Source organism: Lelliottia nimipressuralis (assembly GCF_041464075.1).
Lineage (GTDB): Bacteria > Pseudomonadota > Gammaproteobacteria > Enterobacterales > Enterobacteriaceae > Enterobacter > Enterobacter nimipressuralis.
The window spans coordinates 2,253,142-2,268,340 of sequence record NZ_CP167172.1; the positions used below are offsets into that span (position 1 = coordinate 2,253,142).

At 58.3% G+C, this 15,199-nt stretch carries 13 protein-coding genes; 11 read left to right on the plus strand and 2 right to left on the minus strand.

The annotated features are described in order from the left end of the window. Nucleotides 1-33: 33 nt before the first annotated feature. The 3 genes from sra to ACB496_RS10590 all read left to right on the plus strand — a co-directional run bounded on the left by sra (nucleotide 34) and on the right by ACB496_RS10590 (nucleotide 4,092). Nucleotides 34-171 (plus strand): stationary-phase-induced ribosome-associated protein, encoded by a 138-nt coding sequence (gene sra / locus ACB496_RS10580; protein ID WP_102103745.1) that lies wholly within the window; start codon nucleotides 34-36, stop codon nucleotides 169-171. Between the two features lie 175 nt (nucleotides 172-346). Continuing rightward, nucleotides 347-2,044 carry an NAD-dependent malic enzyme gene (locus ACB496_RS10585; RefSeq protein WP_371975156.1) on the plus strand — a complete coding sequence of 566 codons (1,698 nt, stop codon included), beginning with the start codon at nucleotides 347-349 and terminating at the stop codon, nucleotides 2,042-2,044. Between the two features lie 338 nt (nucleotides 2,045-2,382). Further along, a complete protein-coding gene (locus tag ACB496_RS10590; RefSeq protein ID WP_371975157.1) occupies nucleotides 2,383-4,092 on the plus strand; it encodes an ABC-F family ATP-binding cassette domain-containing protein in 1,710 nt (569 codons plus the stop codon). Between the two features lie 37 nt (nucleotides 4,093-4,129). Here ACB496_RS10590 and ACB496_RS10595 read toward each other — a convergent pair whose 3' ends face one another. After that, nucleotides 4,130-4,729, minus strand: coding sequence for an inorganic diphosphatase (locus tag ACB496_RS10595; protein ID WP_123427881.1), 600 nt, complete (start codon nucleotides 4,727-4,729; stop codon nucleotides 4,130-4,132). Between the two features lie 272 nt (nucleotides 4,730-5,001). Here ACB496_RS10595 and adhP point away from each other — a divergent pair, with 272 nt between their 5' ends. Beyond that, the gene (adhP, locus tag ACB496_RS10600) at nucleotides 5,002-6,012 is read left to right on the plus strand and encodes an alcohol dehydrogenase AdhP (RefSeq protein ID WP_102103749.1); all 1,011 of its coding nucleotides are present in this window, start codon (nucleotides 5,002-5,004) and stop codon (nucleotides 6,010-6,012) included. A gap of 5 nt (nucleotides 6,013-6,017) precedes the next feature. On the opposite strand, the gene ACB496_RS10605 is transcribed toward adhP, so the two are convergent. Continuing rightward, complete coding sequence (locus ACB496_RS10605) at nucleotides 6,018-6,527, minus strand: Rrf2 family transcriptional regulator (RefSeq protein ID WP_129035283.1); 510 nt, start codon at nucleotides 6,525-6,527, stop codon at nucleotides 6,018-6,020. A 211-nt stretch (nucleotides 6,528-6,738) separates the two neighbouring features. Between ACB496_RS10605 and ACB496_RS10610 the strand changes: the two genes are divergently transcribed. The 7 genes from ACB496_RS10610 (at nucleotide 6,739) to ACB496_RS10640 (ending at nucleotide 15,197) form a co-directional block, all read left to right on the plus strand. Continuing rightward, entirely contained in the window at nucleotides 6,739-7,941 is a 1,203-nt protein-coding gene (locus tag ACB496_RS10610; protein ID WP_371975158.1) for an NAD(P)/FAD-dependent oxidoreductase, read from the plus strand. Between the two features lie 142 nt (nucleotides 7,942-8,083). After that, nucleotides 8,084-9,703 (plus strand): TIGR04028 family ABC transporter substrate-binding protein, encoded by a 1,620-nt coding sequence (locus tag ACB496_RS10615; protein WP_371975159.1) that lies wholly within the window; start codon nucleotides 8,084-8,086, stop codon nucleotides 9,701-9,703. Nucleotides 9,704-9,713: 10 nt separating this feature from the next. After that, nucleotides 9,714-10,658, plus strand: coding sequence for an ABC transporter permease (locus ACB496_RS10620; RefSeq protein WP_371975225.1), 945 nt, complete (start codon nucleotides 9,714-9,716; stop codon nucleotides 10,656-10,658). Further along, a complete protein-coding gene (locus ACB496_RS10625; RefSeq protein WP_371975160.1) occupies nucleotides 10,655-11,506 on the plus strand; it encodes an ABC transporter permease in 852 nt (283 codons plus the stop codon). Before ACB496_RS10620 ends, ACB496_RS10625 begins: the two co-directional genes overlap by 4 nt. After that, on the plus strand, nucleotides 11,503-13,110 hold the full coding sequence (locus tag ACB496_RS10630) for a dipeptide ABC transporter ATP-binding protein (RefSeq protein WP_371975161.1): 1,608 nt from the start codon (nucleotides 11,503-11,505) through the stop codon (nucleotides 13,108-13,110). The genes ACB496_RS10625 and ACB496_RS10630 overlap by 4 nt, the downstream gene beginning before the upstream one ends. Further along, on the plus strand, nucleotides 13,107-14,096 hold the full coding sequence (locus ACB496_RS10635) for a putative FMN-dependent luciferase-like monooxygenase (RefSeq protein ID WP_371975162.1): 990 nt from the start codon (nucleotides 13,107-13,109) through the stop codon (nucleotides 14,094-14,096). Before ACB496_RS10630 ends, ACB496_RS10635 begins: the two co-directional genes overlap by 4 nt. 9 nt (nucleotides 14,097-14,105) lie before the next feature. After that, a complete protein-coding gene (locus ACB496_RS10640; protein WP_371975163.1) occupies nucleotides 14,106-15,197 on the plus strand; it encodes an alkylhydroperoxidase domain protein in 1,092 nt (363 codons plus the stop codon). The last annotated feature ends 2 nt before the right edge of the window (nucleotides 15,198-15,199 follow it).

The following is a 15,199-nucleotide window of genomic DNA, read 5'->3' on the forward strand; positions in this document are numbered from 1 at the left end:
CCTTAAAACTATCAACAGGATTGAGGAGTTAATATGAAATCGAACCGTCAGGCACGTCACATTCTGGGACTGAACTACAAGCTGTCTAACCAACGTAAAGTGGTGATCGAGGGCAGCAACGAAACGGTAGTCACCCACACGCACGGCAGAAAACGCCACGCAGACAAATAATTCACGTCACTGAATCACGACACCATCGGCAAAACCGATGGTGTTTTTGTTTGTGTGTTGCGGTAATTAACATTTAGCTCCTTTATAATGCCAGTCGACGTCGCCCTGCCAGCAAGCCAGAAAGATGACAATACGCAGTGCCAGGGACGGATATTCAAAAAATCGAGTGAGTGACATGGACAACAAAGAAAAACATCATCGTTCCCTTTATATCCCCTACGCGGGGCCGGTTCTGCTGGAGTTCCCGCTGCTGAATAAAGGCAGCGCCTTCAGCGCGGAAGAGCGCAGCAGTTTTAACCTGCTTGGCCTGCTGCCGGAAGTGGTTGAAACCATCGAAGAGCAAGCCGAACGCGCCTGGATCCAGTACCAGGGCTTCAAAACCGAAATCGACAAACACATCTACCTGCGTAACATCCAGGACACCAACGAAACCCTCTTCTACCGTCTCGTGCAAAATCACCTCGAAGAGATGATGCCGGTGATTTACACCCCGACCGTCGGGGCGGCCTGTGAGCGCTTCTCCGAGATCTACCGTCGTTCGCGCGGCGTGTTTATTTCCTACCAGAACCGCCACAACATGGATGACATCCTGCAAAACGTGCCGAACCACAACATCAAAGTGATCGTGGTGACGGACGGCGAGCGTATTCTGGGCCTCGGCGATCAGGGTATCGGCGGCATGGGTATTCCTATCGGCAAACTTTCGCTCTACACCGCCTGCGGGGGCATCAGCCCGGCGTACACGCTGCCGGTGGTGCTGGATGTCGGCACCAATAACCAACAGCTGCTGAACGATCCGCTGTATATGGGCTGGCGCCATCCGCGCGTAACGGACGATGAGTATTATCAGTTCGTCGACGACTTCATCCAGGCCGTAAAACACCGCTGGCCAGACGTGCTGCTGCAGTTCGAAGACTTCGCGCAGAAAAACGCCATGCCGCTGCTCAACCGCTATCGCGATGAGATCTGCTCTTTCAACGACGACATTCAGGGCACCGCAGCGGTGACCGTTGGCACGCTGATCGCCGCGAGCCGCGCGGCTGGCAGCCAGTTGAGCTACCAGAAAATTGTCTTCCTCGGTGCAGGCTCTGCCGGCTGTGGGATCGCAGAACAGATCATCGCGCAAACCCAGCGCGAGGGCTTAAGCGAAGAGCTGGCCCGGTCGCGGGTGTTTATGGTCGATCGCTTCGGTCTGCTGACCGACGGAATGCCAAACCTGCTGCCGTTCCAGACCAAACTGGTGCAGAAACGCGAAAACCTGAAAAACTGGGATACGGATAACGAAGTGCTCTCCCTGCTGGACGTGGTGCGCAACGTGAAGCCGGATATTCTGATCGGCGTTTCGGGGCAAACCGGGCTGTTCACGGAAGAGATCATCCGTGAAATGCACAAACACTGCCCGCGCCCTATCGTGATGCCGCTCTCTAACCCGACCTCTCGCGTCGAAGCTACGCCGCAGGACATCATCGCATGGACGGAAGGCAATGCGCTGGTCGCGACCGGCAGCCCGTTTGATCCGGTAGTGTGGAAGGACAAAATCTACCCCATCGCGCAGTGCAACAACTCCTATATCTTCCCGGGAATTGGTCTGGGTGTGATCGCATCCGGTGCGTCGCGCATTACGGACGAAATGCTGATGTCTGCCAGCGAAACTCTGGCCAAGCACTCTCCGCTGGTGACCAACGGCGAAGGTCTGGTGCTGCCAGAACTGAAGGATATCCATACCGTATCGCGGGCGATTGCCTTTGCGGTCGGCAAAATGGCGCAGCAACAGGGTGTGGCGGTGAAAACCTCCGCCGATGCATTGCAGCAGGCCATCGACGACAACTTCTGGATGCCGGAATACCGGAACTATCGTCGTACCTCGATTTAAACCTTCCCTCTGTAAGTCGCCGGGTAGCACAACGCCACCCGGCAAACGCCAGGCCCGGTGGCGCTCTGCTTGCCGGGCCTGTAAATCCCCGCTACACTCCCTTCATCCATAAACCCACTGAATAAATAAGGAGGCTAATTATGCTGTATAGTGAAATTTTCAATGTTTCACATACATTTGGTGATCGCACCAGCTCAAGCGTTATCGGTATCGTGCTGCGATAACTTCTGCTTGAGCGAAGACACCCACACCTGAATCCCTTCCCTCGGGCTTACTGAGTTATCGTCAGCGATGTTTGACGAGGCATTTCCATGCCTGTAACACTTGAGTAAGCAACAATGAGCACATTACTAACTGCACAATCTCTCCGCGTTGAAACAGCGTTTAACACCCTTTTCGACTCGCTCTCCTTTACCCTGAAAAAAGGCGACCGCATTGGTCTGCTGGGCGATAACGGCTGCGGCAAAAGTACCCTGCTGAAGATCCTCGATGGCACCGAGTCCCCCTCTGTCGGCACGGTGGCGCTCGCGGGCCACTGCCTGATGGCGCGCGTGGAACAGCATCTGCCGGAATCGATTTATCCTCTGTCGATGCTCGACGCCGTGATGGCGCAACTGCCCGCAGCGGAACGCGACAGCCTGCGCTGGCGCGCCGAAACGTTGCTTGGCGGTATGGGTTTTACCGCGCAGGATATGGCCTTACAGTCGTCGACCCTGAGCGGCGGGCAGCACACACGGTTGCTGTTGGCGCGGGCGTTGATCAGCGATCCCGATCTGCTGCTACTGGATGAACCCAGCAACCACCTCGATCTGCCAACCATGCTCTGGCTGGAGCAGTTTTTACAGAACTGGTCCGGCAGCTTTGTGCTGGTGTCCCATGACCGACAGCTGCTCGATGCCGTCACCAACGGCAGCTGGATTTTGCGCGATAAAACGCTGCACAGCTTCGCCCTCCCTTGCTCCGCCGCCCGTCAGGCGCTGGCGGCAAAAGACGAAAGCGATGCCCTGCGGCACAAGGCCGAGCAAAAAGAGATCGACCGCGTTGCGGCCAGCGCCAAACGGCTGGCGACCTGGGGCAAGGTCTACGACAACGAAGATCTCGCCCGCAAAGCGAAACAGATGGAAAAACAGGTCGAACGCCTGAAAGAGAGCCAGACCGATCTCACGGCGGGCAGTCCGTGGACGTTAACACTGCGTGGCGATGCGCTGCGTGCCGACCGGTTGCTGGAGATGACGCATCTTCCCGTCCCTCCGGCGCCCGGCTTGCCCGCGCTATTTGACGTGGATATCGCGAGGCTTAAGAGCGGCGACCGCGTGGCGATTATGGGCCGTAACGGCTGCGGGAAATCCTCGCTGATGAAGCTTATCTGGCGGCAATTTGTCACAGAACAGTCGACGGATGAACTGAAAATCCATCCCCGCCTGACCCTGGGCTACTACGACCAGACGCTGCACCAGCTGCCGGACGATGCCCCGCTGCTGGAGGCGCTGGAGCCGTTCGCGCCAGACCCGCAGGTGCGTAAAATGGCACTCATCAGCGCCGGTTTTCCGTGGGTGCGCCACGGGCAGAAAGTCAGTACCCTCAGCGGCGGCGAACGTTCTCGCCTGCTGTTTGTCGGCCTGACGCTCGCCCGTTACAGCCTGCTGATGCTTGATGAGCCGACCAACCACCTGGATATGGAAGGCAAAGAGGCGCTGGCCGAAACGCTGCAACAGTTCGAAGGCGGCGTGCTGCTGGTGAGTCACGACAGGCAGCTCATCAGCCAGAGCTGTAACCGCTTCTGGTTGATTGAGGACGGCAGACTTAGCGAATGGCATGACGCCGAAGCGGTGTTTGCCCGTCTGCGGGAAAGCGGCGGATTAACCCCATCTGACGTGTCAGCCAATATAGCGCAATCAGCGCCGACAGAGTTTGACGATCTGCTCGAAAGACTGGTGGCGCTGGAGACGCTGCTGGCTGAGGATATGGCGCGTAAGTTGAAGCATCAAAAACCTCAGCTTCAGCAACAGTGGCGCGAGGAGATTGCCCGGCTAGAAGCACAGCTGTAACCCTGCGCCCGGCTGCACGTTCAGCCGGGCCAGTTTATTATTGCGGTGTTTTCGCTTTCCAGGCGTCCCACGCCTGTTTGATTTCCTGCTTCGCGGTGGCGGCATCGTTAAAGCCATTCAGCTCCACTTTTTTACGCCCTTCCGGCAGCTCTTTATAGACGCGGAAAAAGGATTCGAGGCGCTGCACTTCGATTTTCGGCAGATCGCTCAGCTCCTTAATGTCGTCATAAGTCGGGTCGATTTTGCTCGCCGGGACAGCCACAATTTTGTCGTCTTTATCCCCGCCATCCACCATCTTCAGCACGCCAATCGCACGCAGTTTGATAAGCGTACCCGGTGCCATCGGCGCGCGGGTGTAGAAAATCACGTCCAGCGGATCGCCATCGCCCGCAAGGGACTGCGTCAGGGAGCCATAGTTAGCCGGATAAGCCACCGGCATCGACTGGAAACGATCGGCAATAATAAAACCGGTTTTGGCATCGGTTTCATATTTGATGATACCGCCCGCCGGGATTTCGGTGACGGCATAAAACTCTTCCGGATTATTTTCCGGCTGTGGGAATTCCAGGATATTTTGCGCCTGCACAGAGGCGGAAATAAGAACGCTAACGGCCAGTAAGGTTTTGAACAGCTTCATGTCTTTTAACTCTTCGGTTATTGGGAAGCCAACACGTTACGTTTTCCAGATGACAGAACCATGACGTTTTTTTGTCAGTTTCTCATCCCCACCTGTATTCAGGGCTTGAATGGTTTATTGATGCTTTAATCGCCTGAATGACAACGAAATTATTACATTATGTTGCCCCGCCCTTGTATAAAACCGCCAAAGCATTAATCCTTAAGGAGTAAGAACGATTCTCATCTTTCTTACTGGCTATGCAGATACCGAACATGAACATGGAGATACATATGAAGGCTGCTGTCGTTACTCAAGATCATCAGGTTAATGTCACCGATAAAACCCTGCGCGCGCTGCAACACGGCGAAGCGCTGCTGAAGATGGAATGCTGTGGCGTCTGCCACACGGATCTTCACGTGAAGAACGGCGATTTTGGCGATAAAACCGGGGTGATCCTCGGCCATGAAGGGATTGGCATCGTCAAAGAAATCGGTCCTGGCGTCACCTCACTGAAAGTGGGCGATCGCGCAAGCGTGGCCTGGTTCTTCCAGGGCTGCGGTCATTGCGAATACTGTAACTCTGGCAACGAAACCCTGTGTCGCGACGTGAAAAACGCCGGGTATTCCGTTGATGGCGGGATGGCTGAAGAGTGCATCGTAACCGCCGATTATGCGGTAAAAGTGCCGGACGGCCTGGAATCCGCAGCGGCCAGCAGCATCACCTGCGCTGGCGTCACCACCTATAAAGCGGTAAAAATTTCCCACATCAAACCGGGCCAGTGGATTGCGATCTACGGTCTGGGTGGGCTGGGCAACCTGGCGCTGCAATACGCGAAAAACGTCTTTAATGCCAAAGTCATTGCCATCGACGTGAATGATGCGCAGCTGAAACTCGCCGCCGACATGGGTGCCGATCTGACAATCAACTCCCGCAACGAAGATGCGGCGAAAGTGATTCAGGAAAAAACCGGCGGAGCGCATTCTGCGGTCGTCACCGCGGTGGCGAAAGCCGCGTTTAACTCTGCGGTCGATGCGGTGCGTGCCGGTGGCCGTGTGGTGGCTGTCGGTCTGCCGCCAGAAGCCATGAGCCTGGATATTCCACGTCTGGTACTGGATGGAATTCAGGTGGTCGGTTCTCTGGTGGGGACTCGTCAGGATCTGGTAGAAGCCTTCCAGTTTGCCGCCGAAGGCAAAGTGGTACCGAAAGTCACGATGCGTCCGCTGGGCGACATCAACGCGATTTTCAAAGAGATGGAACAAGGCCAGATCCGTGGCCGTATGGTGATTGATTTCCGTTCTTAATGGATTCAGGACGGGCTGCGGCGATCCGTGATCCAGTCCTGTACGTCAATCAGGAATGTATCAGGTGCTTTACGGTACATTTTGCGCGCCAGATCGAGAATGGTGTGGCGCGCCAGTTCTTCTTCCATCCGCTGCTGGGCGCTGTCCATCACCGAACGCACGCCGCATGGCCCGTCGCAAACCCACGCAGGCGGAGCTTCATCAAACACCGCCAACCGCTGGCGCACTTCCCGACATTCAAACATATTCTTCTCGCCATCAATGGCATGCACCACATCCAGCACTGAAATGAGTTCTGCCGGACGCGCGAGTTTAAACCCGCCGCCCTTGCCTTCCGTGCTGTTGACCAGTCCCGCCCGCGAAAGACGGGTGAAGATTTTGCCCAGATAATCGTAAGGCACACCCTGCAGTTCCGCCATCTCCCGGACGCTCAACTCTCGCTCGTTGCCTTTGGCATCCACCATGCACATCAGACTATGAATGGCGTACTCCACACCGGAACTGTAAAAGGCCATGATTAACTCCGCTCTCATTATTCGTGGTTATTATAGCCGCGTTCGTAAGCAGAAAAACAGCCCATGACTCCCTCGCCAGTTAACTCTCTGATTTTCAGCTCATCTTACATGTGTTCGCCAGTTAACTCAGAAAAAAGTTGTCGGAGTTAACTCCGACAAGTATAGTTGCAGTCAGGTCAGACACAAAGCCTGATGAGCAAAAGGATCGAAAATGAAAAAGCATATTTTAATTGTGGGCAGTGGTTTTTCCGGTATGTGGGCAGCGGTGAGCGCAGCGCGCCTGGCGGAGCTGAACGGGAGCACCGATCTGCGTATTAGCGTGCTGGCTCCGCAACCTGAGCTGCGCGTGCGCCCGCGTTTCTATGAAGAGAACGTCGCCGGACTGGTGGCTCCCCTGACGGAACTGTTCGCCGAACTGGACGTTGAGTACATTAAGGGAAGCGCAGAACGCATTGATACCAAAGAGAAATCCGTGTGGTATCGCGACAGCCAGGGCAACACTTCCCTCATAACGTATGACCGCCTGGTACTGGCCACCGGCAGCCAGGCCAAACGCCCGGCGGTGGCCGGTCTGACTGAATTTGCTTTTGATATCGATCAGCTTGAATCTGCTCAGGTGTTCGAAAAACACCTCGATGCCCTGGTTCATCAGCCCTCTACCCCGGCGCGTAACACGGTGGTGGTCTGTGGGGGCGGGTTTACCGGCATTGAGCTGGCAACCGAATTACCGGCGCGTTTGCGTGCCCGTTTTGGTGATGATACGCAGACTAAAGTCATCGTAGTTGAGCGCGGTGCGGTTATCGGCGGTCGTTACAGCGAAGCGTTGCGCGATGTAATTGCGAATGCCAGCGAAGAACTGGGCGTGGAGTGGCGTCTGAACAGCGAAATCGAAGTGGTCGATGCGCAAGGCGTCATTCTCAAGAGTGGCGAACGCATTGACGCGTCCACCGTGGTCTGGACCGCTGGCGTGGAGGCTCATCCGTTGACGACTCAGATTGACGGCGAGCGTGACGCTCAGGCGCGTCTGCGGGTGAACGAACTGCTGCAAATCCCTGCGCACCCGGACGTCTTCGCCACCGGCGATACCGCCCATGCGAAAACGGATGATGTGGGGAATACGGCGCTGATGACCTGTCAGCATGCGATCCAGCTCGGAAAATTTGCCGGACACAACGCCGCTGCCAGTCTGCTGAACGTCGAGCCCTACCCGTACCGCCAGGTGAATTATGTCACCTGCCTCGATCTCGGTGCCTGGGGCGCGGTGTACACCGAGGGCTGGGAGCAAGAGGTGAAACTGGTCCGTGAAGAGGCGAAAAAACTCAAAATTGCCATCACCAACGAACTGATCTATCCACCCGCGGCCGATCGCGCAGTTGCCTTTGCAGCAGCGGATCCCCTGGCGAAGTTTGTGTAAAGAGTTCATCCGCTCCTGACCGGGGGCGGCTTGTATATTTCCGATTTCCGGCAATCCTTATCTCAATTCCTTTGTTCCTTTGTTTTCAGCCGCGCCCGATGATGAATCCGACGCTAAAACGAAGATAACAAAGGAATTCACCATGCAAACCCCTTTTCGCCTGCCGCTGCTGACGGCGCTGATCCTCGCGGCGACGGCTGCACACGCCGCCGACACACCGGTTAAAGGCGGCACGCTTGTCTATCTGGAACAACAGGCGCACACCAATCTCTATCCCCCAGCGGGCGGCTTCTACCCGAACGGCGGCATTCTGAATCAGATCACCGACAAGCTCACCTGGCAGAACCCGAAAACGCTGGAGGTGGAGCCGTGGATCGCCGAAAGCTGGTCCACCAACGCCGACAAAACCGAATACACCTTTAAAATCCGCCCAGGGGTGACGTTCTCCGACGGCACGCCGCTCGACGCCAACGCGGTGGCCAAAAACTTCGACACTTACGGATTGGGCAACAAAGCCCAGCGCCTGCCGGTTTCCGAGGTGATCAACAACTACGATCGCAGCGAAGTGATCGATCCGCAGACGGTGAAGTTCTACTTCAAAAAACCGTCGCCAGGATTCTTACAGGGCACCGCCACTATTGGTTCTGGGCTGGTGTCACTCAGCACCCTGAAGCGCAACTTTGAAGAGCTGGGCGACGCGCGCCACATCATCGGCTCCGGCCCGTTCGTGGTGAAAGATGAAAAACTGGGCCGGGAAGTGACCCTTGAGGCGCGCAAAGCGTACCAGTGGGGCCCGAAAAATCTCGCCCAGCAAGGCCCGGCAAATCTGGATGGCATTAAATTTATCGTCACGCCGGAAGACAGCGTGCGCGTCGGCGCGCTGCTGGCAGGCCAGGCTGACTTTATCCGTCAGGTGCAAGCCTACGACGAAAAACAGGCCACCGAACAGGGCTATAAAATCTACGCTGCCCCAACGCGCGGCGTAAACGACAGTATCAGCTTCCGCCCGGACAATCCGCTGGTGTCTGACCTTCGCGTGCGACAGGCGCTGCTCCATGCCACCAATGCGAAACAGGTCATTGAAACCCTCTTCTCACCGAATTACCCGCAGGCAAAATCGGTAATTGCCGATTCTGCCGCCGGCTTTGTCGATCTCAGCGACAAGCTGACCTTTGACGCGGCGAAAGCCAACGCGTTGCTCGATGATGCGGGCTGGAAAACCGGCGGCGACGGTATCCGCGCCAAAGACGGACAGCGCCTGGCGCTGACGGTCTATGAATCCCTGCCGCAGCCGCAAAACAAAGAGGTGCTGCAACTGGTGGCTCAGCAGTGGCGTCAGGTCGGCGTGGCGCTGAGCGTCAAGGCGGGTGATGCGGGCAGTCGCACGCTGGATAACCTCGATCCGCTGAAAACGCCGCTGACGGTGTCGGAAGTCGGCCGCGCCGATCCTGACGTAGTGAAAAGCATGTTCTATCCGGCCAACCGCGACGCGCTGCTGCAAAAAGGTGGCTCCAGCGACAAGGTGAAAAGCTTCCGCGACGACAAACTCAACGAACTGCTGGTGAACATCTCCGCCGAAGTCGATCCGCAAAAACGCCTGCAGCTGACGGGCGACGCCCAGTGCTATCTGCTGGATAACGCCTACGTAATTCCGATTTTTGAAGAGCCGCAGGTCTTCGCCGGTGCGCCATGGCTGAAAGGGGTGAACTTCGAAGCGGTAGGACGTCCGTCGTTCTACGGCGCGTGGATTGAGAAACACTAAGGGGGCGATGATGAGCCATTATCTGCTGCGACGGGCCGGAATGGGGCTGCTGGTCCTGTGGGCCGCCTTTACCCTCTCCTTCGTGCTGCTTCAGGTGCTGCCGGGGGATGCGGTGCTGATTAAATTTCAGAACCCGGATCTGGGCTTAAGCCCGGCGCAAATCGAAGAGATGCGCGTCGCCTACGGTGCAGACAGCCCGCTCTGGCAGCAGTATTTCCACACGCTGTTTGCCATGCTGCGCGGCGATTTTGGTTTTTCATTGCAGGCGGGCGTGCCGGTGAGCGAACTGATCGCGAGCAATCTGCCGGACACCCTGAGTCTCGCCGTGCCGGCGTTCCTGCTTGCCGTAATACTGGCCTTCGTGCTGGCGTTTGCCGCACGTCTGCCGGGGCTGCGCTGGGTGAGTAACGCCATTCAGTCCGTGCCGGTACTGTTTATCTCGCTGCCGACCTTCTGGCTCGGCATCGCGCTCATCCAGCTGTTCTCATTCCAGCTACGGCTGATTCCGGTGATTAACCCGTCGCCATTGCAGGGGTTGATCCTGCCGATCGTTACTGTCGCCATTCCGATCTCCGCCCCGCTGGCGCAAATTCTGATGCGCAGTCTCGATCAGGTGTCCGCTCAGCCGTTCGTCGCCGTCGCGCGCGCCAAAGGGCTGAGCGAAACCGGTGTGCTGTGGCGTCACGTCACGGGCAATGCGCTGCTGCCGGTGCTGAATATCGCCGGGATTTTGCTCGGCGAACTGATTGCCGGGGCGCTGATTACCGAAACCGTATTTGGCCGCAGCGGTCTGGGCCAGCTGACGCAGCAGGCCGTCAACAACCAGGATATCGCCGTATTACAGGCGGTGGTGATGATCTCGGCCCTGGGCTTTGTGCTGATAAACCTGCTGGTGGATCTGCTGATGCCGCTGTTTGATCCTCGTCTGCAAACCGTCACCGGAGGTGCATCATGAGTCTGGTGGACTATGCCGCTGCGGCGCGAAAACGCGTCCCGGCCCTTCGCACCGTCGACATTCAGCCCGGATTATGGCTGGCGTGGGGCGTGATTATCGTTGCCGCTCTGGCCGCACTGGCGCCGGGTTTGCTCACCCACTACAGCCCGATTGAAGGGATCGCAGGCGCACAGCGTTTAGCTCCCCAGGCGGGACACTGGCTGGGAACCGATCAACTTGGCCGTGACGTCTACGCGCGCATTGTCTATGGCGCATCCCACTCACTCAGCGCCGCCCTGGCGGCCGTGGCGATGGGATTAGTGGCTGGCACCGCAATTGGGGTTATCGCCGGTGCCTTCGCCGGGCGCGTGGAGTCGGTGCTGATGCGTTTTATCGATGTGCTGCTGTCGATTCCCTCGCTGCTGCTCTCCCTGACGGTGATTATTTTGCTCGGTTTCGGCACGGTGAACGCGGCTATTGCCGTCGGTGTGGCGTCGATTGCCAGTTTTGCCCGCCTGGCGCGCGGCGAAGTGGTGCGTATTCGTCACGCAGATTACGTCGAAGCGGCCTACGGCAGCGGCGGCACCTTCTGGGCAGTGCTGTGGCGTCACATTTTACCGAACTCCCTGACGGCGGTGCTGGCCTTCGCGACCCTGCAGTTTGGTCAGGCAATCCTCGCCCTCTCGACGTTAAGTTTCCTCGGCTACGGCACCCCGCCGCCCGTCCCGGAATGGGGACTGCTGATTGCCGAAGGGCGTAACTATCTCTCTACCGCCTGGTGGCTGACCACCTTCCCCGGCATCGTGGTGATCGCCGTGGTGCTTGCCACCAACCGTATCAGCCAACAGTTAAGCGGAGGCCGCTCATGACCGTTCTGTCCGTGGAAAATCTGACTTTAAGCTACCGCATCGGTCGCCAGTGGCGTGAAGTGGTCCACAACGTCAGTTTCACCCTGAAACGCGGGGAAATGCTGGCCTTTGTGGGCGAGTCTGGCTCCGGGAAAACCACCACCGCGCAGGCGATTATCGGCTTGCTGGCGGACAACGCCCGTCGCGACAGCGGCAAAATTGTGCTGAACGGCGAAGAGATCAGCCAGTGGTCAGCAAAACGGCTCAACAGCCTGCGCGGAGCGCGTATCAGCCTGGTGCCGCAGGACCCTGGCAACTCCCTGAATCCGGTCAAAACCATCGGCGCCCAGGTGGGCGAAGTGCTGAATATTCACCAGAAAATCACAAAGACCGAGCAAGAAAATCAGGTGCTGGCGTTGCTGACCAAAGTCGGGCTAAGCCACCCGGCGCAGCGGATGAAGCAATATCCGCATCAGCTTTCCGGCGGGATGAAACAGCGGGTGCTGATCGCCATCGCCATCGCGTTGCGCCCGGATGTGATCATCGCCGATGAACCAACCAGTGCGCTGGATGTGACGGTACAAAAACGCATTCTCGATCTGCTGGATATCCTGCGCCGCGAATCGGGAACGGCGGTGCTGTTCGTCACCCACGATCTGGCCCTGGCCGCTCAGCGTGCCGATCGCTTACTGGTCTTTCGGCACGGTGAAGTTCAGGAACAGGGGGCAACTGCCGACGTGGTGCGCGCCCCGCAGCACGCCTATACCCGCCAGTTGCTGAGCGATTTGCAGGGTTCGCGCTTGACCATTGCGCCCGTCTCAGGCCTTCGGCTGGCCTCTCCTGCCATTCGCGCTCAGGCCATCAGCAAGCAGTTCACTCTCAGTAAAGGCCACACTTTACAGGCGCTGGATAACGTCAGTTTTGATGTGCAGCGCAGCAGCACGCACGCGCTGGTCGGGGAGTCGGGATCGGGGAAAACCACTCTGGCCCGCATATTACTGGGGTTTGAGCAGGCGGACAGCGGGCGCGTCACCCTCGATGATATCGATGCGACCCAGCTCAGCGTGGAAGCACGCCGCCAGCTGCGGCAGAAAATTCAGTTCGTCTACCAGAATCCGTTTGCCTCCCTCGACCCACGGCAAACGCTGTTTGAGATCATCGAAGAGCCGCTGAAAAACTTCAATAAACTCGCCCGAGCGGAGCGCAAATCCCGCGTCGAGGCGGTGACCACCCGCGTGGCCCTCCCGCTTGAGCTGCTGAGTCGTACCCCTCGCGAGCTGTCCGGCGGCCAGCGTCAACGCGTGGCCATCGCTCGTGCGCTGATTCTGGAGCCAACCATTCTGGTGCTGGACGAAGCGACCTCTGCGCTGGATGTCACAGTGCAGGCGCAAATCCTCGCCCTGCTGCAACAACTCCAGCAGCAGCTGGGGCTGACCTATCTGTTTATCACCCACGATCTGGCGACCGTTCGCCGCATTGCGCACAGCGTCACAGTGCTGCGCAGCGGTCAGGTTGTTGAACATGGCACGGTGGAGGCGCTCTTCTCCTCGCCACAGAGCAGCTATACCCGCGAGCTGATCGACGCCATCCCCCATTTTTCACCCGTTACGAAGGAGTACGCATGACGCGTAAACGCCTGGGATTCTTTACCCGCCTGCTCGACGACGCGCCTGCGAAAGAGCGCTATCGTCTGGCAACAGAACAGATCCGCCATGCCGAGCGCCATGGTTTTCATGCGGCCTGGATTGCTCAGCACCATTTCCATGAGCGCGAAGGCGGCCTGCCGTCGCCGCTGGTGTTCCTCGCTCACGTTGCGGCCCAGACCCAAAGCATCCGTCTGGGCACGGCGATTATTACCCTGCCGATGGAAAATCCGCTGCGCGTGGCGGAAGACGCGGCGGTCCTCGATCTGCTGGCGGACGGTCGCCTTGAAGTCGGTTTTGGCTCCGGCGGTACGCCAACCTCGTTTCTGCCTTTCGGCCTGACGTTCGACGAGCGCGGCGCGACCTTTGCCGACCATCTGCACCTGATTCAGAGCGCCTGGCGCGGTGATTCCCTGACGCATCCGGATAACCATCTCTATCCACCTGCGCCGCAGCTGGCAGAGCGCGTGTGGATTGCGACCTTTTCCGTTGAAGGCGCCGTGCGCGCCGCCCGGGCCGGGCACGGGCTGATGCTCTCCCGCACTCAGCCTCGCCCGGCTGACCAGCCAGGGCTAACTCTCGACCAGATTCAGAACCCGATTGTGGATGCCTATCTCGCCGCGCTGCCCTCGGGAGTGGCACCGCGAATTCTGGCCTCGCGCACGGCGTTTGTGGCCGACAGCGATGCGTATGCTCTGAACGTCGCAACGCCCGGGTTAACCCGACAGGCAGAGGCGCACCGAGCGGCGGGTCATACCGTAACCGGTGACAGTGTCACAGATTTTATTCGCCAGTTCGACGCCCATATCGGCGCACCGCACACCGTGCTGGACTCCCTTGCTCAGGATTCCGTCCTCAAACGGGCGACGGATATTTCATTCCAGGTCCATTCCGTTGAGCCGTCCCATCGGGACACCTTACGTTCAATTGAGCTTATTGCTGAACATATCGCCCCTCATATTCTTTAAGGAGTCCCTATGTCTTTAAGTCAGGATATTGTTGCCGAATTAGCGGAGATTGCCCCCGGTTCGCCGCTGGCAACGGCTCGCGCCACGCGCGATGCCGCCACCCGTCATGCCCAGGGCAGCTATGAAACACTTTTTAGCCAGCAGGATGCGGCGTTCCCCCTTGATGAACGCGCGGCGGTGGCCGCTAAAGTGGCAAAATGGCACCGCGTCGATGCGCTGGCCGCCCACTACGCCGGTTTCGGGCTGGCTGATCCGACTTCCGCACGCCTGACGCCCGCGCTGACCTTTGCGCGTCTGCTGACGTTTTCCCCGGTCGAGGCCACGCCCGGCGCATTAAGCGCGCTGACGCAGGCGGGATGGAGCAAAGAAGCCATTGTGACGCTGGCTCAGCTGATTGCGTTTGTGAGTTTTCAGAGCCGTCTCGTCGCCGGGTTGCGCCTGCTGAATGACAAAACCGTGGCGGCAAGCGACACCCCGGTGGTGGCGGGGATCTGGCACAGCACGCCTGAGACAAAAAGCGGCAAACCGGCGCCGGTACAGTTCACGCAGCAGGAGCTGGGCTGGGAGCCGTGGCTGGCGTCAAAACCGCTGGCAGAGTTCAACGCCGACGAGCAGGCTATTCTTGCGAAATTTGGCCATACGGACTCAGACTATTTCCGCCTGCTGGGGCGCAATTTGCCGGTTCTGGAACAGCGCACGCTGACCGATAAAGGGATTTTTTATACGCCAGGCGGCCTGCCGCGCGCGGAGCGTGAACTGGCGGCAACGGTGACCAGCAAGATCAACGGCTGCATTTACTGCGCATCTGTCCATGCGCGTAAGGCGAGCCAACTGTCGAAGGACGATAATGCCGTAGACGCGCTGCTGGCCGTGCGGCCGGGGCAGTCCCTGAGCGAGGGGCAATCGGCGCGCTGGAAGGCGGAAATTGATTTTGCAGCGGCGCTGTCCGTGACACCACCCGCTGTTACACGCGCGCATCTCGCGGCACTGGAGAAGCAGTCTCTGGACACACTTGAACAGCTCGATCTGGTGCAATCTGCGGCGTTCTTCGCCTGGGCCAACCGCTTAATGCTGACCCTCGGCGAACCTTACCTTCCGTAACG